Here is an 18,738-nt window from a genome sequence, read left to right as displayed (position 1 = left end):
TAGTTATATTAGCAACCCTATTGCCTTGCTTTTAATACAAATCATAAACTATACCAGTTTGCAACTTATATGTCAGAAACAACTATAAGAGAGCTTGTTACACTACCTGAAATGCTTGCACAGCACGCTCTTATACAGCAGCTTAACCCTACCATGAGTCTGGCCCGGTACGAAGAGCTTCTGCTTCAGATGCTGCCGAACGGCTACCGCATGGCTGCTGTATTTACAGGTGATGCGTGTGTTGGCTTATCGGGTTTCTGGATAGGTACAAAGTTGTACAGTGGCAAATACCTGGAGATAGATAACTTTGTGGTGGACTCAAATTACCGGTCGCAGCGGCTGGGTAAACAACTATCGGATTGGTTGCATACTATAGCTGAACAGGAAGGCTGCGAAACCATTATGCTCGATGCCTATGCTACCAATGCAGCGGCTCATAAATTTTATTTCAGGGAAGGATTTCATATAAAGGGCTATCATTTTTACAAAACACTGTAATGGAGCAAGGCAAGTATAGTTTCTGGGTGTGGCTTTTTTACTTTATCCTGTTTGAGGTAGTGGTTTACATGGGGCTGAGCTACCTGCTGTCGGGACTTGGCGAGAGCAACCAGCTACAGGCCGAAAACACAGTGGTGCCTAACTGGGTTAAAGCTGTGGTTTTTATACTTTTATACCTGCTAAGCCTGCTCATAGCTATTATGGTAGTAAGCAACATGGTGCCCAACAAGCACAGAGGCCAGCTAATGCGGTGGGTGTACATGGCTTTGCTCGGTTTGCCGGTTATGCTTCTCCTGCTTTTTAATTAACATATTACTATAGCTGCGTATATTCGTTAAGGATTATAGTTTATACTTTAATGTTATGAGAAAACAACTTTACCTGCTGCTTGTATTTTGCCTGCTTACCAGCGCAGAGGCAGCGGCACAACGCACACAACGCTACTTTTTAAAGCTACAGAACGGAGAAGTAATAGAAGCCAACAAACTACAGTTTAAGTCGCCGCTGTTTAAATCAAATTACTTTTTAGTAGACGACACGCTGAAGTATAGCCCGGCACAGGTAAGCACGTACCAGAACGAAGACGGCTACTATGCACGTGTAGAGCCAGGCAGCAGTTCTGAGGCATTTGCCAAGCGCATCCTGGAAGGCCCTCGGGTCGAAAAATTCTATACGTCGCGCACTACCTATGAGAACTATGGCTACTCGCCGTATGGCTATGGTTACGGTATGCCGCGCACCAGCCGCCGGCGCATTTACTACTTCTCTAAAGATGGTGGTCCTTTATACTTGTTTACCCACGAAAACCTGCAGGAAGCGCTCGGCGATAATGCTGCCAGCTTAACGCTTTTACAACGCTACAAACGCGAAAAATACATCAGCACGGGGGTTACTATAGTTGGTGCAGGGCTTATGGCACTGGGCGTTATCAACTCGCAGCAATCGCCTAATGGCTCGGTTAAGCTATCGCCGCTGTTATATGTGGGTGCCGGTGTAGTGGGGGCTCATTTCGTGATTAACCTGTTCCAGAAAGATAAGCTTACGCAGGCAGTGCAGGTTTATAATTACCAGGTGCAACAATAAACTGCGCTTTTTTGCATTACAGAAACTAACGGCTATACTTTAAACACCTTGGAGAACCTAATACTGTTACATGGGGCGCTGGGCGCAGCGGCTACCCTTGGTGCGCTGCAACAGGCATTAGCAGGCACGTACCATGTGTATACCTTAGATTTTGCTGGTCATGGCGGGCAGGCTATTCCGGAACAGGGCTATAGTATAGAACTGTTTGCCCAAAATGTACTCAGCTTTATGGAACAGCACCAGCTGCAGCAGGCTCACATTTTTGGTTATAGTATGGGTGGTTATGTGGGGTTATACCTGGCGCAGCAGCACCCAACACGTATTAAGAGCGTTTTTACGCTGGCCACTAAATTTGCGTGGTCTGAAGAAGCTGCTGTTAAAGAAGTAAAGCTCCTGAACCCTGAAAAGATAAAAGAGAAAGTACCCCGTTTTGCAGCCATGCTTGCCGACCGGCATACGCCACAACTGTGGGAACAGGTAATGCATAAAACCGCAGATATGATGCAGCAGCTTGGCCGCCAGCCTTTACTAACTACAGCTATACTTGCGCACATACCGCAGCCCGTTCAGGTAGCCGTCGGCGACCAGGACAACATGGTTGCAATAGAAGAGACTATACAGGCATACCGCAACCTGCCCAATGCCCGCCTTATCGTTTTACCAGCCACACAACATCCCCTGGAAACGATAGCTATTACCCGGTTAAAGCACGAGATTGATATATTTATGGCCAGTGTATCGGCCCTTTTACCAGTTTAATTCCGTATGATTTTAAGGATAACACGTTTACCATCTTTCTTTACCTGTTTACTTGTACTTGCTATCAGCCTTAGCCTGGTGTCGTGTGCCGGCAGCAAAGCTAATTTCGGGCAAAAGGGCTACACTGAAGAAGGCAAAGCATCTTATTATAGCCGAAAGTTGCAGGGCCGCAAAATGGCCAATGGCGAGCCCTATAAAAGGCATAAGCTTACAGCAGCGCACAAAAAACTGCCCATGGGCACCAAAGTAAAAGTGACCAACCTGGCTAACAACAGATCAGTGAAAGTGAAGATTACGGACCGGGGCCCTTTTGTACGCGGCCGCATAGTTGATCTTTCGGAGGCAGCAGCCAAAAAGCTGGGCTATATTGATAACGGTGTAGCGCCGGTTAAAATGAAAGTGATAAAACCAGCAGCCAAAAAATAAATAGTTATTTAGCTATACTTACCTGACGTAACAATACGTTAACCTTAAAAAAACAATCTTTCTCTAAAATATACAATCCAGTAATTGTATTACAGAGAATTTAAATGTACATTTGAGCGTGAAAAATATGTGGCAACATATCCGGATGATAGTACCTGTAGCGATTATAGCACTATTGCTCTCGATGCCATGCCCTGCCGTTGAAGCCCATAACGGTACTGCTACTACACAAGCCACAGTAACCTCTGAAGATAACGCCACATCTGCAAAAGCTGCTACCAAGACGAAAGCCAAGCCTGTTATAGCTAAAGCAAGAGACAAATCTGTATTGGATGCCGATGTTTTAGACAGCCCGTTATCTTACTTTAAAGAGGCATTCACATCAGAAGAAGACAGTAACAGCAGCGATTCCCCAACCGTAGTTAATACAGTAAAGGCGCTTGTTGCTACGCTGCTATCCACTGTACTATAGTTTCATTTCCGGCTTCTGAAGCCTTCCTTCCCGGTCAGTATATCAAAAAACAGCTTGAAGTCTGATGCCAGGCTATAGAACGGGTATTTGAATGTAGCCGGTTTGTTACGCTCAAAGAAGAAGTGCCCTACCCATGCAAAGCCATAGCCAATAACCGGAAGAGCCCACAGCAAGTTATACCTCCCCGTACTTAACGCAACTATAGCCACTAAAATCAGTAGGGCTGTACCTGTAAAATGCAGCACCCGCGAGGTGGTATGCTGGTGCTCTGATAAATAATAAGGATAAAACGCACGAAACGAAGTATAGCGCTCAGGTTTAGATGCATCTGCCATAGTTGATCAGGTATATTACTATCAACTTACACAATTACGACTATACTTTCAACTATAGTTGAGCCAGTGCGGGTTTATATAAAATCAGTGAGCAGGGCTAGCACCAGGCCGAGCAACGTAGCAATAAGTTTGTTGCGGTTAAAACTGTGCTCCGGGCTTGTCTCGAAAAGGATGGTGGTGGAAATATGCAGGAAGTTACCGGCTACCAAACCCGTAAGTGCCGTGTATACCATGCCGCCCGGCGCCTCGTGTGCGAGCAGCGAATTACTAACCAGAATACCTAACGGCGAACCTACCGCAAAAATAAGCAGCCAACTCAACGCTTTTCTGAAGTTCTTTACCCGCGACAACAGCACCGACATAAGCGCAAAAGCTGCCGGAACGTGGTGCAATGCTACGCCCAGTAAAACAGAATAAAAACTACCCTGGTGGTGCATATGGCCAACATCCCTGTAATCGCGGTCTACCAGTATACTCCCCTCCAGAAAAGAATGCACAAACAAGGAGCCAAGCAATAGAAACGGAATGGTATCGGTGTGATGATCGTGGGCGTGTGTGTGCATGTGGCCGTGCTCTACCCCATGCGAGAAAAGCTCTAAAATAAGCTGCAGAAAAAATCCGGCCAGTACCCAGTAACCTACCACATGCGGCTCTTTGTTACTGAGCAGCACATCAGGCAGCAAATGGGTTATAGTTATGGTAAACAGGTAGGCCCCACTAAAAGCCAGCGCCATTTTAAGCCACCGCACATTATCCGGCGGAAAAAGCTTAACCAGGAAGCCCGATAGCAGCACGGTAAAAAACAAAACCAGTATGGCTATAAACATGCCGAGCGCTTATTTCTTTAAAACAAATATCATACGTTCGCTGCTTGCCGGGTTAAAAGGCTGCAGGTCGTAATCGCCGAATACCTCGGCCAGGCGCAACTGTGCCATCCCGAAGTATTCCATAAAATCTTCCTGGCGCAAGGCACGCACTCTTTCTTCAAAACAATAATCCTTGCCTTTATCTGAAAACCGGATCGTTTTAACTATAAAGTCATTCTCTACGCCACGGTGTATGTTAAACGTGATGCCCTGCACTTCTTTCGTTTCTTCAGCTACCAGGTTGGCGATGGTCAGGTCGGTATTCATAAAGTCAATCACCAGCTTGCCGCCATACTTCAGCGATTTGGCTACCGCGCACAATGCCACTACGTTCTCCGTTTCGTTCTCGAAATACCCGAAACTGGTAAACATATTCAATATAAAATCGAAGGTTTCGGGCTGGTATACTTCACGCATGTCGTGCACGGCAAAGTGCAGGCGTTCATTCTCGAACTGCTTGGCATAGGCTATACTTTGCTCCGAAAGGTCAATACCAGTTACATCAAATCCTTTTTGGTTCAGGTAAACGGAGTGGCGGCCTTTACCGCAGGCCAGGTCTAATACCTTTTCGTGCGGTTTGGGGTGCAGGTAGGCTAACAGCTTATCCATAAACAGCTCTGCTTCCTGCTCGTCGCGGTTATTATATAGTATATGGTAATAAGGAGAGTCGAACCAGGTACTGAACCACTCTTGTTCCGGTTGGGCCATCGCAGTTTGTTCTAAAGGCAAATGAGTTGCAAATATAGGCTAAATTATCTGATGGTGGGTACTACGCAGAATTTGCCCGTAGGTAGACCAACTATACGCAGGCCATAATATAAAAAAGTCTGCCGTTACTGATTATACAGCAACGGCAGACTTTGCTTTTAGAAGGTTGGGTAACCTTATGGTTTTGTAGTTCCTGGCTTAATGGCACCAGCAGCAGTGTTTGTTTCAGCTGCTTCGCTTACGCTGTCGCCTGGCTGGATGGTATTTGCACCTGCATCATGGTTTGGCATTACTTCCTGGTGGGTAGTTTCGCCTTGCACAGCGCCACCTTCAGCAACTTCTGCAGTACCTGCATCCGATACGTTAAAAGTTTTGCGGGTACCTGGCTCTACATAGTCTGTAGATACTTTTTCACCTGGTCTCTGGTCCTTTGGTGTGTCGCACGAAGCCATAAACAAACCGCACGCTGCGGCAAATACTGCTATTACGTTCTTATTCATTTTTGTACGTTTTTATACTTCATCTATAGATATGGAGCCTGCATTAAAACAAGCAACATCTTATACTTTAACTTCTTTAACCTGCTTAGGTTTTTATACTTGTTAAGCCAGCAGGTTTTTACGGCGCAGCAGGCTTTCCATCAGTTTTACATCGTTTGCACCTACAAATATACGGTAAGGCAAATGTATGAACACCGGCGCCTGGAACGTGCGGGCTACCCAGCCTTTCCAGCCACCTGGTAACTGTGCTGCTGTTGGCGGTTGTAGCCAAAGTAAAAATGCATCACCATTACGTTCCGCTTTTTCTATCATGTCCCAGGTCATGGTCATGCCTTCGCGCTCGTTGCGTTTCATAATTATCTGGCGCGAGTCAATATCATACGTCAGTTTCTCGAACAACACGTTACCCTGCTCAACACGCGTTACCCCAACTATCTGGGCCGAACGAAGCGCAACAAATAAAATAGTAACTATAACTGCTGCTGCTACCCACCACCACGAAAAGCTGAACACCGCGGGTAACATTAATAGCACAAACGGGATCATGGCATACCACCACTCGCGGCGCCATACTTTGCCAAGGGCTACCTTGGTAAACATGTCTTTATCTAACTGGTACTTTTTAGTGCGGATCGTGCCTGGGGTAGGTCCCTGTTGTGCCCGAAAGCCACCTCTGTTTGGTTGTTGCATTCTTGTAAAATCAGATTTTGTTGCCCTGCTGTTTCTTCTGCTTCTTTTCTCTGGCTGCAGGGCGATGCCAAAATTATAGTTTATAAGCCTTCAGGCTCAGGTCAATACTTTTAATAGAGTGTGTTAACGCCCCCACCGAAATATAATCTACACCACATTCGGCCACAGATCTTATAGTTGTTTCAGTTATGCCACCCGATGCTTCTGTTTCAAACTTTCCACCGATCATGGCTACGGCTTCGCGCATCATTTCAGGGGTCATGTTATCGAGCATAATTCTGTGAATGCCGCCTGTTTCTATCGCTTGTTTTACTTCGTCCAGGTTGCGGGTCTCTACTTCTATGCGCAGGTCTTTACCTTTTTGCTGCAGGTAACGCTGTGTTGCAACTATAGCTTCTTTAATGCCGCCGGCATAGTCCACGTGGTTATCTTTCAGGATGATCATATCAAACAGACCAAATCGGTGGTTATGGCCTCCTCCAATCACAACTGCCCATTTTTCCATGATCCGGAAGTTAGGGGTTGTTTTGCGGGTATCCAGCAATTTGGCGTTGGTGCCTTTAATAAGGTCTGTAAGATGATGTGTGTAGGTGGAAATGCCGCTCATGCGCTGCATGCAGTTAAGCACCAGTCGCTCGGCGGTAAGTATGCTTTGCGCTTTGCCTTTAACGGTCAGGGCTACATCGCCATGTTTTATAGTTGCGCCATCCTGCATCAGCACTTCTACCTGCAGGGTAGGGTCTACGGCGTTAAAAATATAACCGGCCAGCTCTACGCCCGCCAGTATGCCGTCTCCTTTTACAAGCAGGCGCGCCTGGTTCTGCGCATCGGCCGGAATAGAAGCCAGCGACGAATGGTCGCCATCGCCGATATCTTCGGCAAGTGCCATCGCGATAAAATCGCTTATACTTTTTTCGGTCAGGTAGGTAAGTCTCACAGTGCAAAAATAAAAAAAGGCTCGGGATAAACCCCGAGCCTTTGTAAAAATATCCACTTTATAGTTAATCTTTTATAAAATTCATCGATTGTATCTTCGAATCCTTCATACGCACCAGCACGGTATAGCTTCCGGCCTTGGAAGTATAGGTACCAATGGCGTATTGCTGGCCTTTATCTGATGACCCCTGATGGCTATAGGTGAAGTCGACAGGCGCATTTTTGCTGAAAAAGTTCTTCATCACAAACTCAGCCTGCGTGTTACTGTAACTGGTAGCATCCTTACCGCTTAAGGTTAGTTCTACCACACTACTAAAGTTGCGCGACAGGTCTTTAGAGGAGCCGGCCTTCATTGCAGACTTTACGCCATCCATTACGCCACCTTGTGCTACCGCCTGACCAGCAGACATAAACACAACCCCTACAAGCAAAAAGAATACTACAGCAAACTGTTTTAGATTTTTCATAAATGTTGTTTGTAACCTTGCACACCTAAAGCTAAAACTATGCCAACTAATGCACAATAGTTTAGGGTGTTAAAGTTAGCATGTTTTAAGAGATATATAAAATTACCGCGTTTGCCAATCCGCCACATTTCGCTGGCCCTGATACCTGAGATACGACAAGCTATAGTTATGAGGTATACCTAAATTAAGCTGCCATTGCCATATTATACTTATATTTGCACCATGAACAAGCAGGTACTTTTAGTGATCCTGGACGGGTGGGGAATTGCCACCAACCCAGCAGTTTCGGCTATCCATAAAGCCAATACTCCTTTCTACGACTCTATCCTATCAAAATACCCGCACGCCCACTTGCAGGCATCGGGCGAGGCAGTTGGTTTGCCGGAAGGGCAGATGGGCAACTCGGAAGTAGGCCACATGAACCTGGGCGCCGGCCGTGTTGTGTACCAGGACCTGGTGCTGATAAACAAAACGATTGCCGAGCACAAACTAAGCAGTATGCCTGCGTTGGCAAGCGCTTACCAATATGCCAAAGAAAACAAGAAGCCTGCTCACCTGATAGGTTTAGTTTCGGATGGTGGGGTACACTCACATATCGAGCACCTGAAAGCACTTTGCACTGCTGCTTTTGATGCTGGTTTGCAGAATGTATACATCCATGCTTTTACCGATGGCCGCGACACCGACCCAAAAGGAGGCGTAAAGTACATGAACGACCTGAGCGAACACCTGGAGCGCACCACCGGCACAGTAGCATCGGTAATCGGCCGCTATTATGCCATGGACCGCGACAACCGCTGGGAGCGTGTAAAACTAGCTTACGACCTGATGGTAAAAGGCGAGGGCACTCCTTCTCAGAACATAATTGGCTCTATACTGGAGTCTTACAACAATGGCGTAACCGATGAGTTCATCAAACCTATAGTTCGCGTAGATAATAACGGGGAGCCGGTAGCAACTATAAACGATGGCGATGTGGTGATCTGTTTTAACTTCAGGACAGACCGTGGCCGCGAAATTACGCAGGCATTAACGCAGCGCGACTTCCCGGAGCAGGACATGCACAAACTAAACCTGCACTACGTTACCATGACCAACTATGATGACACGTTTGAGAATGTAACGCCGATTTTCGATAAGGATAATCTGAACAACACGCTGGGCGAAGTGCTGGAGAAAGCCGGTAAAACGCAGATCCGTATTGCAGAGACCGAAAAATACCCGCACGTTACCTTCTTCTTTTCAGGGGGCCGCGAAACCGAGTTTAAAGGTGAGCGCCGTTTGCTGTGCCCATCGCCCAAAGTAGCTACCTACGACCTGAAACCGGAAATGAGTGCTTATGACCTGCGCGATGTACTGGTACCGGAACTACAACAGAAAAGTGCCGACTTTATTTGCCTTAACTTTGCAAACCCGGATATGGTGGGCCACACCGGCGTGTTTGAAGCAGCCGTAAAAGCCTGCGAAGTGGTAGATGCCTGTGCCGCTGCCGTTATAACCACCGCCCTCGAAAATGGGTATGATACTATAGTTATAGCGGACCATGGCAACGCCGACTGCATGATAAACGAAGACGGTACACCAAACACAGCGCACACCACTAACCTGGTACCATTTATACTGGTAAGTGATACGTTTAAAGGTGAGCTGAACAATGGCAAATTAGGCGACATTGCCCCAACTATACTGGAGCTGATGGGGATTGCGCAGCCAGCCGAAATGACCGGTGTATCACTCATAAAACACTAAAACCTGTGAGAAACTATAGTTTAGTCTTATTGGGAAGTATAGTTCTGGCGCTGGTAGCCTGCGAGCAGCCTGTGCCACGCAGTACTTCTGCCGACGATGACTACTATAACCTGACGGCTTATGTACAGCAGGAAAAGCAACGCCTGCAGGCTACGCAGCCTGCTGTACTTAAATCAGTGCAGACAGAAAACGAACCAGCCGAAACCTTACAGACCGACAGCCTGAACTGGGATGAAGAGCTTACCGTTTTTGAAGAAGCCGATATCAGCAAGCCAACCCTGCGCGAATACTACACCCGTGAGGAAGAGTCCCTACCAGATGGCAGCATAGCTGTAACCTACTTTAAAAAGCAGGATGCTGAAGCACCGGTAGAACATTTATACTTAGTTCTAAGCCCCGAAAAGAAAGTACAGCACCTGGAAGCCACATTACTGGACCAGAACATTTTATTTTACTCCCGCCGGAAAGCTATGCTTGACGCAAACCCGCAAAGCGGCAACCTCGAAAGTTACCAGGTTACAGGCGTACAAAAACTGATCTTCGGGGATTCGTTGCATTACAGCGTTCAGGCTAATCTATAAACACATAAAAGCCTTGCACAAAGCGCGCTAACAACTATAATTTTTATAGATTTGTACTTTATCCTGCTTCAGTTTTAACCGTATTTTATTTTATACTTTTACACTCCTCTCATGCGATTTCGTGCACTTGTATGCTTTGCATTGCTGTTATTTGCAGCATTGCCGGGGTTTGGCCAAATTACTCCTGTTACCCAGCCAAAAGGCCGCACCTGCGCAACTGATGCCTACCAGGAAACACTGGAGCAACTACGGCCCGGTATAAAGCAACTACAGCAGCAGGCTAGAGAGGTCGCACAGCACTACATCAGCAAACAGAAGAAAGGGCAGGAAATGCGCCGGGCTGGTAGCATTACTATTCCGGTAGTGTTCCATGTGGTGTATAATGCCGCCTCCCAAAATATTTCGGATGAGCAGATCTATTCGCAGCTTGCTGTACTTAATGCCGATTTCAGGAGAACGAATGCTGATAAAGTAAACACTCCCAGCCACTTTGCATCGTTGGCTGGCGATGCCGGCATAGAGTTTTGCCTGGCCTCTACTGACCCTAACGGCGAACTGACCAATGGCATTACCCGCACCAAAACTACAGCCAGTTCTTTTAGTGTTGCCAACAATAACATTAAGCGCCAGGATAGAGGCGGAGCCGCTGCCTGGGACCGCGACCAGTACCTGAATATCTGGGTAGGCAATATTTCGGACGATGTGCTGGGCTGGGCTACTTTCCCGGGTGCTTTATCCTCTTCACAATACGATGGTGTGGTGCTGCATTACCAAACAGTTGGTGCCGCCCCATACAATCCCTTTAACTGGGAATATAACAAAGGCCGCACTGCCACACACGAAATTGGCCACTGGCTTGGGTTGCAGCATATCTGGGGCACTGGCAACGCTTCCTGTTCCGATTCGGATGGCATAGACGACACCCCAAACCAGTACGAGCCAAACTATGGCTGCCCAACCGGAACTATAGTTTCGTGCCAGAACGGCCCTTACGGCGATATGTGGCAGAATTACATGGATTACAGCAACGATGCCTGCATGAATATGTTTACCAATGACCAGATCGCTTATATGCAGGCGGTGCTAAATTCGTCCAGGAGCAAACTGCTGATATCGGTGGCTTGTAACGGTGGCCTGCGTGCCGACTTTGAAGCTGCTACCGAAGCTTTGATACAGGCCGGCGAAGCAATGAACTTCCAGGACAAATCAGTCGGAGTGAAGCCTACAACCTGGTTATGGGAATTTGAAGGCGGCACACCGGCAACATCTACAGACCGGAACCCAACTGTTACCTACAAAAAACCCGGCAAGTATAAAGTTACCCTGACCATCTCAAACACCCAGATGAGCAGCACCGAAACCAAAAGCCAGTTTATTGAAGTAACTCCAACTGAAGTAACTGTTTACCCGGTTCCGGCTAAAGACCATGTTATAATAGAACAGCCAGCCCATGTAGAGCTGCGCCACGTGGAACTGATAGACAGGGTAGGAAAAGTAATGCTTAGCCAGGATGTAACAACCAGAACCGCCGAACTGAGCACAGCAAACCTGCCAAGTGGTGTATACTTTATGCGCATTACCAGCTCAGCAGGAACAGAAACTAAAAAAGTAACTATAGTTCGGTAAATTAAGCTGTTGTGCCGGTTAAGGTTACGACTATCCAGCGTTTAGAGGCATGGTTACGGTGCTCGCACAGGTAAATGCCCTGCCAGGTTCCCAGGTTAAACTTCCCGTTAGTGATGGGCACTGTTACCGAACTACCCAATATGGCTGCTTTTAAATGCGCAGGCATATCATCAGGTCCTTCGGAGGTGTGGCGATAGTAGCTGGCATTTTCGGGCACCATTTGGTTAAAGTGGCTTTCAAAATCCTGGCGCACAGTGGGATCAACATCTTCGTTTATAGTTAAGCTTGCCGAGGTATGTCTTATAAAGATGTGCGCCAATCCTACTTTAATATCCTCCAACTCAGGCAACTGGGCTTCTATCAGGTCTGTTATCAAATGGAAACCCCGCTGCACAGCCGGTAATCGTATCTCTTTCTGGTGCCAAATCATTTTTTATAGTTTGAAAGTTGGTAAGTTAGAATGTTAGAAAGTGATTTATAGTTTTTGAGTTAGAGGGTCTTTAACTTTCTAACTTACCCTTTTCTAACTTTCTAACTCCAAATCAGTCTATCGTTCGTTCGTAGGCGCCGATATCCGGAGTAGTGGCATGGCGATTTGTGCCGGTAATATCTTTGGTTATAGTTGGCAAAACCCTGGCTGCATTACTGGCTGGCGATAGTGTATCTAACCTGAAAATAAATTTGCCGATATCTTTAAATTTAGGCTCTTTGTTAAGGATATTGCCATTCCTGTTCAGCGCATCTTTATACTTTGCGGTGCGCAGCAGGTTATTAGCAATGTCTAGACCTGTACCTTCTTTTACGTCCAGCAACAGCTCATCTTCGGCACTAAAGTTATCTGAATAAACGATAGTATTTACCAGTCGCAGGCTTGTGGGTTTATCTTTTATCTCGGTATCCGGGATGTAATCTGTAACTACAAAAGCAGAGTTCTCGCGGGGAAGCGAGTTGTTATAGTTTACGATAGTGGAGTAAAGCACTTCATAGTTGCCACCCCCCAAGCCACCAAAACCAAACTGCCCACAATTATAAATCAGCGAATTTATAACCTGCACATCCGACGTAAACGCGATGATACCATCCAGAAACGCATGTGAGATGATGCATCCTTCAACCAGCGTACCGCCTTTACCCGGGTTACCAATGCGCAATCCATAAGTTGTGTTCCGGATATCAGCGTACTTAATGCTATTGTTGCTGCTTTTGGTCAGTATCCGGATTCCTTCCCACTGCCCGGGAGCCCGTACATATTCCGGCTCGCGACGGTAGCCAATAAATGTTACGCGCTCTTCAGGGGTGCCATTTACGTTTAATGTGCCATTAATCAGCAACACGCCTTTACTACCAGCCACAATGCGTGCGCCTTTATTTATAGTTAGTGTCGCTCCTTCGCGCAGCAAAACAGTATCCAGTAACACGTGTGGCAGGTCGCTGGTCCAGGTGGTGGTTCCTATCGTTTCTTTCCTATGGAAAACGGCGTTTTGCCCGTAAGCTACCAGTTTTATAGTTTGCCGTTGCCCGTTTGTTTCGAAAAGGATAGAATCGGCTACCAGGAATGGCAAGTTTACATCGTTGGGGTTGATGTTTACTTTAACCAGAATGTACAGGCTGTCTTTGCCACGTAGCTCGAGGTTATTGCGAACTATAGTTTCCTGGCCGTTAATGATGAGGTTGTAAGGAGATGCTGCAGCACCTACCAATGTAATGTTGCTGATGCGGACAGCCTTTTTGTTAGGATTATAAACTTTCAGCCGCTTGGTTACACTTCCCTGCGTCACAAAAACAGTATCGAACAAAACCGTATCCTGCGAAAACTCAAGTATAGCGCCCGGGTCTGTCGTCAGCACTTCGTCCTTCGGCTCGCAACTAAACATTGAGAGCAGAAACAGCAGGGGCAAGATGGCGAGCAGGTATCTCAAGGTTCGTTATTCGTTATTCTTTATTCGTTATCTCAAACTATAGATTTAGAGCTATTCTTATACAACAGTTCAGCAATTTAACCATTTAGCCATCAAACAATTTAACAATTAAAAAGAAAAAGGATGCAGTTTTGGCGATTCTGCCTTCCTGCATCCTTTTATAGTTTATCGCTGTTACAGCAATTATTCTGCTGTTGCGCCTTCTTTCAGTCTTTCGGCGTTTTCTGCAATACGAAGCTCTTCTACAAAGTTCTCTATACCACCATCCATTACGTTTGGCAGGTTGTAAACAGTGTACCCGATACGGTGATCGGTAACACGGCCCTGCGGATAGTTGTAGGTACGGATCTTATCAGAACGGTCGCCACCGCCAACCATGGACTTACGCTGCGCGCCTTCTTCTTCCTGCTTTTTGGCAAGCTCCTGCTCGTAAATACGCGAACGAAGTACCGCTAATGCTTTATCAAAGTTCTTTAGCTGCGATTTCTGGTCCTGGCACTGGGCTACAAGGCCTGTTGGTAAGTGCGTTAAACGAACAGCAGAGTACGTCGTGTTTACCGACTGACCACCCGGGCCTGAAGAACAGAAAAGGTCCTTACGGATGTCGTTCATGTCCAGCTCAATGTCAAATTCCTCCACCTCAGGCAATACAACCACTGAAGCTACCGATGTATGGATACGGCCCTGCGTTTCAGTGGCTGGTACACGCTGCACGCGGTGCACACCCGACTCAAATTTCAGTTTGCCATACACGTCCTCACCCGACATGCCAACTATAATTTCTTTATAACCGCCCGATGTCCCTTCTGTCGCATCGATCAGTTCGGTACGCCAACCCATTTTCTCGGCAAAGCGGGTATACATACGGTAAAGGTCGCCGGCAAAAATAGAAGCCTCGTCGCCACCAGCACCAGCACGTATTTCCATGATAATATCTTTGCTGTCGTTCGGGTCTTTTGGTATCAGAAGCTCTTTCAGGGCATCTTCCATCGCCTCACGCTGCGGCAGTAGCTCATCCAGCTCTTCCTTTGCCATCTCCCTGAAATCTTCATCCTTTTCGGTAGCAATTACCTGCTTGGCATTGTCGATGTTGCTCAGGATGTTCAGGTACTTCTTATATTCAACTACAATCTTATCAAGGTCTTTATACTCTTTGTTCAGCGCCTTATACTTCTTCATGTCGCTGACCACATCCGGCTGAATAAGCAACTGGCTTACCTCTTCAAAACGCTGGTTTATGGCTTCTAATTTATCTAACATCGGGTTTTTCTGGTTATTGGCTGCAAAGATACAAAATTGGCGTCTAGATTTTTATATCCATTTTGCCACATCCTGTAATTGTAACATCATTATGAGTTCAAAGCTATAACTTTAAACCCTTGCGTATAGTTTCAGAATGGTACTGTCAACTATAGCTACTACTATTATAGACAAAAGCTATAAAGCCATAAATTAAATCTATCTAACCTATTACTTTACTTTCAGTTGAAACATTTACTTTTGACAGGAGTTTATAAGTAGTCTTAAACCTAATTACGCATAAAAATAAACGATACGACATGGCTGTTATAAAAGCAACAGATAATGATTTTGCGAGCATTGTAAGCTCAAACAAAAAAGTTCTGGTAAAATATTACGCCGATTGGTGTGGCAACTGCCGTTTGTTCTCTCCTAAGTTCAAGCGTTTGTCAGACGATGAGCAGTTTAACAGCATTGCCTTTGTAGATGTGAATGCAGAAACCAGCCCCGAGGCACGTAAAATGGCCGGCGTTACCAATTTGCCTTTCTTTGCCGTTTTTAAAGATGGTAAATTAGTTGATACTATAGCCGCCAGCAAAGAAGAGGCTGTTCTTTCACTTATTCATAAACTGGACGCTTGATTATGAAGATACCCGCGATTAAAAAATTAGTAGAAACACAGGAAGTAGATGCGTTAATGGCTGCAGAAGCTGCTATTATTGATGAGCAACCTTTAGCGATTGAAGTAGAAGGAGAGGATGAAGGCGAGCAGCTGACACATATTTTAGCCGCCATCTGGATTCTGAACCACATGCAGGATACCGGCGAAGACTTTAAAACATCGTTGCGCGAGTACACTAAAAAGGTACGCGTCTCTATCAGCTAAAAACCTGTTTATGCTATAACAATAAAGGCCCGGGGTTAACTTCCGGGCCTTTGTTATTATAAGTTATTTTTGGCGAAAAACTCTTCGGCTATTTTGCCACCATGGTCGGTGCAGATACCGCGCACATAGTACAGGTAAATGCTCCTGAAAACCTCTGCTAGGTCATATTTATCTGGCGGAAAAACAACTGGGTTTATCATCATGAAGAATTGCTCCAGGATAATTTTGGTTACCAGCTGCAGGTTGATATCTCTCCGGAAATAACCTTGCAAAATACCTCTGTTCAGAATTTCAGCGTTTACCTGCTGGTTATTATTAGTTACATTCTCCAGGCTTGCACGCCATGCCTCAGGGTATAGTTGCAGGTCAGCGATATACACCGGGCTTATCTCCTTCATGCTTTTAATACCATCGGCCAGCAGTAGCATAATTTCCTCTACCGGGTTATTTGCCGTTTTCAGTAGATCTTTCTGCTTCTGGTTCTGCTGCTCAATATCATACCTTACTACTTGTAAAACCATGTCCTGCTTACTGGCAAAAAGCTCGTGGTAGGTAGATTGCCTGATATCCAGCTTCCGGATAATGTCGGCTTCCGAATTAGCTTCTATTCCTTCACGTTTAAAAAGCTGCAGTATTTCCCCCAGTATTGTTTCTAAAAATGTCATTCCTTTATCTGTAGCAGCAAAAGCATTTAGCATCGTCATTAAAAGCAGGCACGAACACTGTACCCGGTATAATTACCTGCCTGCAAATTAGATATAGTTTGCGGTAAGTACAAGCGCACAACACACCCTGCTTTCTTTAAGTTTAAAGCATCAGGTACAACCCGATAAAAAATAATAACTGCACCAAATACACAAACAGTGTCAACGGGTTTTGCTTGTATACGGCAATAGTATGAAAATATAGCTGCAACAGAAACGCCAGCCCAAACCAGCCTACAAAATTAGATACAGGTATAACGCCGTCCTGCCAGACCCAGAAATCGAAACGCATGGCTACGGGCTCCAGGAAAAAGTCAAGCAACACCATCAATCCTGCGCCAGCCAACGCTTTTACAACCGGGTTTACTTTTAAAGTAGTAACTATAGTTCCGGTGCTGTACACCAGCATAAGCCAGTTTAACCCGATCAGGAGAGGCACATCCCATAGTTTCAGGCCCAGCGCGGCGCCGTAACTATAGTTTCCGAAAAGCAGACCGGTATGTATACCTAGTACCTCTGCCAGAAAGCTGGCTATAGTTACGACTACGGCAAAAACTAAAAACTGCGCATTCCAGGTGCGGTGCAGGCTAAAAAGCAGTGCATTGGTAAGCAACAGATTAAGCGGTGTAAGCTCCTGAAAGTACATAGGCCGCCCGCTGAACATCAATCCCCAGAAACCAACTGCATGAAAAATAACCAACACAGCCAGGCAAACCCAGAAACCTATCGCCCGAGCAGGCTTATTGGTTACAGTTGTAGCGTTATCTTCTATCGTTCTGATCATGATTCGTGTTGTTTAATTGCAGGAGCCAGGTCCGCCACTATTTTAGCCGACAACAAACAAAGCGGAATGCCACCCCCCGGATGCACGCTGCCGCCGCAAAAGTATAGACCCTTAAGTTTATTGCTAAAGTTAGGATGCCGTAAGAACGCTGCCAACCTGTTATTAGAACTGCTTCCGTAAAGCGCACCTGCAAACGACGAAGTTCGGCTTTCTATAGTTAGCGGGTCCAATACCTGTTCCTGTTCTATCAGCGCTCTTATATCAGTGTTTAACTGCTTGCTCAGTTTTTGGATTACTGTTTCACGTATAACGGCAGTTAGTTCTTGCCAGTCCTGCCCCTGGTTGTGTGGCACGTTTACCATTACAAACCAGTTCTCGCTGCCGGCTGGGGCATCCTGCGGTTCCAGTTTAGAGGTAATGTTTACATACACCGTAGGGTCGGGGCTTATAGTTTTGTGCTGAAAAATATGTTCAAATTCGGTTTTATAGTCCTGGCTAAAGAAGATGTTGTGCAGGTGCAGTTGCGGAAATTCTTTTTTTATGCCCCAGTAAAAAATGAGCGCCGAACTGGAACGAGGTTGTTGCAGCGTAGTTTCGGGGGCTGGCTGGCCAGGCAGAAGTTTGCGGTATGTTGGCATTACATCCATGTTGCTCACAACCACATCGGCGCTATATTTTGCTTTTGCAGTTTGCAGGCCAGTTACCTTGCTGCCACGCACTGTAATCTGCTTTACTTTCTCATTATACTTAAACTCCACACCCAACTCTTCTGCTAGCTTTACCAAACTTGCCGCTATACTATAGATGCCACCTTTAGGGTAAAAAGCGCCAATGCCATGCTCTAAATGTGGAATGATATTGAGTGTAGCCGGTGCCTGGTAAGGGTCAGAGCCATTGTAGGTCGCAAACCTGTCGAGTAGCTGCACAAACCTTGTATCTTTAAACAAACTATAGTTGGCTTCGTGCATTGTAGTTGTCAAACCCAGGTCAGGCAAACATTGCAACGATTTCAGTACATCCGCACTCAGGTAAGTATCCAGCTTATGCAGCGATTTGTGCAGGAAGGTATCGGCGGTGCCTTTATAAAGCCGCGCGCTTTTGTTCAGGGCCTGACGTACGGTTTGCTGCGGTACACCTAGTTGCTTTTCTGCTTCACTAGCAAACTTTTCAGGGTCGGCGTAGGCTTTTAACGTACTGCCATCGGGCCAGAAATAATGCGTGATCGGGTCTAAACGGGTATAGGTAAAATAATCTGCTGGGTTTCGGTTAGCAAGGGTAAAAAGCTCATCTACCAAATGCGGCAGCGTAAACAGCGAGGGCCCGGCATCAAACCTATAGTTGCCCAGCCAGAATTCGTGCATCTTGCCGCCAAAGCTTTCGTTGGCTTCAAAAACAGTAACATCGTAGCCTTTTACAGCCAGCCGGATGCTTGCTGCAATGCCACCAATGCCTGCCCCTATAACTGCTGCTGTTGCCATTCCTTAATTTACAGATTTATACTTCCTGTGTG

Annotated in this window: 24 protein-coding genes; 11 read left to right on the top strand and 13 right to left on the bottom strand. The window is 46.2% G+C overall.

Going from position 1 to position 18,738, the window contains the following annotated elements; all coding sequences use genetic code 11:
• The first annotated feature begins 69 nt into the window (after window positions 1-69).
• The 6 genes from GWO68_RS03315 (at window position 70) to GWO68_RS03290 (ending at window position 3,238) form a co-directional block, all read left to right on the top strand.
• Window positions 70-498 (top strand): GNAT family N-acetyltransferase, encoded by a 429-nt coding sequence (locus GWO68_RS03315; RefSeq protein ID WP_162344986.1) that lies wholly within the window; start codon window positions 70-72, stop codon window positions 496-498.
• Window positions 498-806, top strand: coding sequence for a hypothetical protein (locus tag GWO68_RS03310; protein ID WP_162344985.1), 309 nt, complete (start codon window positions 498-500; stop codon window positions 804-806). Before GWO68_RS03315 ends, GWO68_RS03310 begins: the two co-directional genes overlap by 1 nt.
• A 55-nt stretch (window positions 807-861) precedes the next feature.
• Window positions 862-1,581 (top strand): hypothetical protein, encoded by a 720-nt coding sequence (locus GWO68_RS03305; RefSeq protein ID WP_162344984.1) that lies wholly within the window; start codon window positions 862-864, stop codon window positions 1,579-1,581.
• Between the two features lie 48 nt (window positions 1,582-1,629).
• Window positions 1,630-2,340, top strand: coding sequence for an alpha/beta fold hydrolase (locus GWO68_RS03300; protein ID WP_162344983.1), 711 nt, complete (start codon window positions 1,630-1,632; stop codon window positions 2,338-2,340).
• Window positions 2,341-2,346: 6 nt separating this feature from the next.
• Window positions 2,347-2,766, top strand: a complete 420-nt coding sequence (locus tag GWO68_RS03295) for a septal ring lytic transglycosylase RlpA family protein (protein WP_162344982.1) — start codon at window positions 2,347-2,349, stop codon at window positions 2,764-2,766.
• A gap of 112 nt (window positions 2,767-2,878) precedes the next feature.
• Window positions 2,879-3,238 (top strand): hypothetical protein, encoded by a 360-nt coding sequence (locus GWO68_RS03290; RefSeq protein ID WP_162344981.1) that lies wholly within the window; start codon window positions 2,879-2,881, stop codon window positions 3,236-3,238.
• A gap of 2 nt (window positions 3,239-3,240) precedes the next feature.
• Here GWO68_RS03290 and GWO68_RS03285 read toward each other — a convergent pair whose 3' ends face one another.
• From GWO68_RS03285 to GWO68_RS03255, 7 genes are all read right to left on the bottom strand, one after another.
• Entirely contained in the window at window positions 3,241-3,573 is a 333-nt protein-coding gene (locus tag GWO68_RS03285) for a DUF962 domain-containing protein (RefSeq protein WP_162344980.1), read from the bottom strand.
• A 74-nt stretch (window positions 3,574-3,647) separates the two neighbouring features.
• Window positions 3,648-4,400: a ZIP family metal transporter gene (locus tag GWO68_RS03280; protein ID WP_162344979.1), complete on the bottom strand. Its 753-nt coding sequence runs from the start codon at window positions 4,398-4,400 to the stop codon at window positions 3,648-3,650.
• 9 nt (window positions 4,401-4,409) lie between these two features.
• The gene (locus tag GWO68_RS03275) at window positions 4,410-5,147 is read right to left on the bottom strand and encodes an SAM-dependent methyltransferase (RefSeq protein ID WP_162344978.1); all 738 of its coding nucleotides are present in this window, start codon (window positions 5,145-5,147) and stop codon (window positions 4,410-4,412) included.
• A gap of 176 nt (window positions 5,148-5,323) precedes the next feature.
• Window positions 5,324-5,647, bottom strand: coding sequence for a hypothetical protein (locus GWO68_RS03270; protein ID WP_162344977.1), 324 nt, complete (start codon window positions 5,645-5,647; stop codon window positions 5,324-5,326).
• 102 nt (window positions 5,648-5,749) lie between these two features.
• Entirely contained in the window at window positions 5,750-6,337 is a 588-nt protein-coding gene (locus GWO68_RS03265; protein ID WP_162344976.1) for a hypothetical protein, read from the bottom strand.
• A 73-nt stretch (window positions 6,338-6,410) separates the two neighbouring features.
• A complete protein-coding gene (nadC, locus tag GWO68_RS03260) occupies window positions 6,411-7,274 on the bottom strand; it encodes a carboxylating nicotinate-nucleotide diphosphorylase (protein ID WP_162344975.1) in 864 nt (287 codons plus the stop codon).
• Between the two features lie 64 nt (window positions 7,275-7,338).
• The gene (locus GWO68_RS03255; RefSeq protein ID WP_162344974.1) at window positions 7,339-7,740 is read right to left on the bottom strand and encodes a DUF4783 domain-containing protein; all 402 of its coding nucleotides are present in this window, start codon (window positions 7,738-7,740) and stop codon (window positions 7,339-7,341) included.
• A gap of 222 nt (window positions 7,741-7,962) precedes the next feature.
• Between GWO68_RS03255 and gpmI the strand changes: the two genes are divergently transcribed.
• The 3 genes from gpmI (at window position 7,963) to GWO68_RS03240 (ending at window position 11,696) form a co-directional block, all read left to right on the top strand.
• Window positions 7,963-9,489, top strand: a complete 1,527-nt coding sequence (gene gpmI, locus GWO68_RS03250) for a 2,3-bisphosphoglycerate-independent phosphoglycerate mutase (RefSeq protein WP_162344973.1) — start codon at window positions 7,963-7,965, stop codon at window positions 9,487-9,489.
• A 5-nt stretch (window positions 9,490-9,494) separates the two neighbouring features.
• Complete coding sequence (locus tag GWO68_RS03245) at window positions 9,495-10,070, top strand: DENN domain-containing protein (RefSeq protein ID WP_162344972.1); 576 nt, start codon at window positions 9,495-9,497, stop codon at window positions 10,068-10,070.
• A gap of 111 nt (window positions 10,071-10,181) precedes the next feature.
• Entirely contained in the window at window positions 10,182-11,696 is a 1,515-nt protein-coding gene (locus GWO68_RS03240; RefSeq protein ID WP_162344971.1) for a M43 family zinc metalloprotease, read from the top strand.
• 1 nt (window position 11,697) lies between these two features.
• On the opposite strand, the gene GWO68_RS03235 is transcribed toward GWO68_RS03240, so the two are convergent.
• From GWO68_RS03235 to prfA, 3 genes are all read right to left on the bottom strand, one after another.
• The gene (locus GWO68_RS03235; protein ID WP_202923652.1) at window positions 11,698-12,126 is read right to left on the bottom strand and encodes a secondary thiamine-phosphate synthase enzyme YjbQ; all 429 of its coding nucleotides are present in this window, start codon (window positions 12,124-12,126) and stop codon (window positions 11,698-11,700) included.
• 112 nt (window positions 12,127-12,238) lie between these two features.
• Window positions 12,239-13,615, bottom strand: a complete 1,377-nt coding sequence (locus tag GWO68_RS03230; protein WP_162344970.1) for a right-handed parallel beta-helix repeat-containing protein — start codon at window positions 13,613-13,615, stop codon at window positions 12,239-12,241.
• Window positions 13,616-13,798: 183 nt separating this feature from the next.
• Entirely contained in the window at window positions 13,799-14,875 is a 1,077-nt protein-coding gene (prfA, locus tag GWO68_RS03225; RefSeq protein ID WP_162344969.1) for a peptide chain release factor 1, read from the bottom strand.
• A gap of 299 nt (window positions 14,876-15,174) precedes the next feature.
• On the opposite strand from prfA, the gene GWO68_RS03220 reads away from it, so the two are divergent.
• Window positions 15,175-15,495, top strand: a complete 321-nt coding sequence (locus GWO68_RS03220) for a thioredoxin family protein (RefSeq protein ID WP_162344968.1) — start codon at window positions 15,175-15,177, stop codon at window positions 15,493-15,495.
• A gap of 2 nt (window positions 15,496-15,497) precedes the next feature.
• Window positions 15,498-15,740 carry a DUF6952 family protein gene (locus tag GWO68_RS03215; RefSeq protein WP_162344967.1) on the top strand — a complete coding sequence of 81 codons (243 nt, stop codon included), beginning with the start codon at window positions 15,498-15,500 and terminating at the stop codon, window positions 15,738-15,740.
• Between the two features lie 56 nt (window positions 15,741-15,796).
• Here the strand turns inward: GWO68_RS03215 and GWO68_RS03210 are convergent, their stop codons facing one another.
• From GWO68_RS03210 to crtD, 3 genes are all read right to left on the bottom strand, one after another.
• A complete protein-coding gene (locus GWO68_RS03210; RefSeq protein ID WP_162344966.1) occupies window positions 15,797-16,405 on the bottom strand; it encodes a TetR/AcrR family transcriptional regulator in 609 nt (202 codons plus the stop codon).
• Window positions 16,406-16,547: 142 nt separating this feature from the next.
• On the bottom strand, window positions 16,548-17,228 hold the full coding sequence (locus tag GWO68_RS03205; protein WP_162344965.1) for a carotenoid biosynthesis protein: 681 nt from the start codon (window positions 17,226-17,228) through the stop codon (window positions 16,548-16,550).
• Window positions 17,225-18,706: a 1-hydroxycarotenoid 3,4-desaturase CrtD gene (gene crtD, locus GWO68_RS03200; RefSeq protein WP_162344964.1), complete on the bottom strand. Its 1,482-nt coding sequence runs from the start codon at window positions 18,704-18,706 to the stop codon at window positions 17,225-17,227. Before crtD ends, GWO68_RS03205 begins: the two co-directional genes overlap by 4 nt.
• Window positions 18,707-18,738 lie beyond the last annotated feature (32 nt).

The sequence above is a fragment of the Pontibacter fetidus genome, assembly GCF_010119545.1.
GTDB classification, from domain to species: domain Bacteria; phylum Bacteroidota; class Bacteroidia; order Cytophagales; family Hymenobacteraceae; genus Pontibacter; species Pontibacter fetidus.
Note: the sequence above shows the minus strand (reverse complement) of the source record. Positions and strands in the feature narration are given on the sequence as shown.

Excerpts from the sequence above, each read along its gene's own strand:
- GWO68_RS03315 (WP_162344986.1), top strand. The coding sequence starts at position 70 with ATGTCAGAAACAACTATAAGAGAGCTTGTTACACTACCTGAAATGCTT.
- GWO68_RS03310 (WP_162344985.1), top strand. The coding sequence starts at position 498 with ATGGAGCAAGGCAAGTATAGTTTCTGGGTGTGGCTTTTTTACTTTATC.
- GWO68_RS03305 (WP_162344984.1), top strand. The coding sequence starts at position 862 with ATGAGAAAACAACTTTACCTGCTGCTTGTATTTTGCCTGCTTACCAGC.
- GWO68_RS03295 (WP_162344982.1), top strand. The coding sequence starts at position 2,347 with ATGATTTTAAGGATAACACGTTTACCATCTTTCTTTACCTGTTTACTT.
- GWO68_RS03285 (WP_162344980.1), bottom strand. The coding sequence starts at position 3,573 with ATGGCAGATGCATCTAAACCTGAGCGCTATACTTCGTTTCGTGCGTTT.
- GWO68_RS03280 (WP_162344979.1), bottom strand. The coding sequence starts at position 4,400 with ATGTTTATAGCCATACTGGTTTTGTTTTTTACCGTGCTGCTATCGGGC.
- GWO68_RS03275 (WP_162344978.1), bottom strand. The coding sequence starts at position 5,147 with ATGGCCCAACCGGAACAAGAGTGGTTCAGTACCTGGTTCGACTCTCCT.
- GWO68_RS03270 (WP_162344977.1), bottom strand. The coding sequence starts at position 5,647 with ATGAATAAGAACGTAATAGCAGTATTTGCCGCAGCGTGCGGTTTGTTT.
- GWO68_RS03265 (WP_162344976.1), bottom strand. The coding sequence starts at position 6,337 with ATGCAACAACCAAACAGAGGTGGCTTTCGGGCACAACAGGGACCTACC.
- GWO68_RS03255 (WP_162344974.1), bottom strand. The coding sequence starts at position 7,740 with ATGAAAAATCTAAAACAGTTTGCTGTAGTATTCTTTTTGCTTGTAGGG.
- gpmI (WP_162344973.1), top strand. The coding sequence starts at position 7,963 with ATGAACAAGCAGGTACTTTTAGTGATCCTGGACGGGTGGGGAATTGCC.
- GWO68_RS03240 (WP_162344971.1), top strand. The coding sequence starts at position 10,182 with ATGCGATTTCGTGCACTTGTATGCTTTGCATTGCTGTTATTTGCAGCA.
- GWO68_RS03235 (WP_202923652.1), bottom strand. The coding sequence starts at position 12,126 with ATGATTTGGCACCAGAAAGAGATACGATTACCGGCTGTGCAGCGGGGT.
- prfA (WP_162344969.1), bottom strand. The coding sequence starts at position 14,875 with ATGTTAGATAAATTAGAAGCCATAAACCAGCGTTTTGAAGAGGTAAGC.
- GWO68_RS03220 (WP_162344968.1), top strand. The coding sequence starts at position 15,175 with ATGGCTGTTATAAAAGCAACAGATAATGATTTTGCGAGCATTGTAAGC.
- GWO68_RS03215 (WP_162344967.1), top strand. The coding sequence starts at position 15,498 with ATGAAGATACCCGCGATTAAAAAATTAGTAGAAACACAGGAAGTAGAT.
- GWO68_RS03210 (WP_162344966.1), bottom strand. The coding sequence starts at position 16,405 with ATGACATTTTTAGAAACAATACTGGGGGAAATACTGCAGCTTTTTAAA.
- GWO68_RS03205 (WP_162344965.1), bottom strand. The coding sequence starts at position 17,228 with ATGATCAGAACGATAGAAGATAACGCTACAACTGTAACCAATAAGCCT.
- crtD (WP_162344964.1), bottom strand. The coding sequence starts at position 18,706 with ATGGCAACAGCAGCAGTTATAGGGGCAGGCATTGGTGGCATTGCAGCA.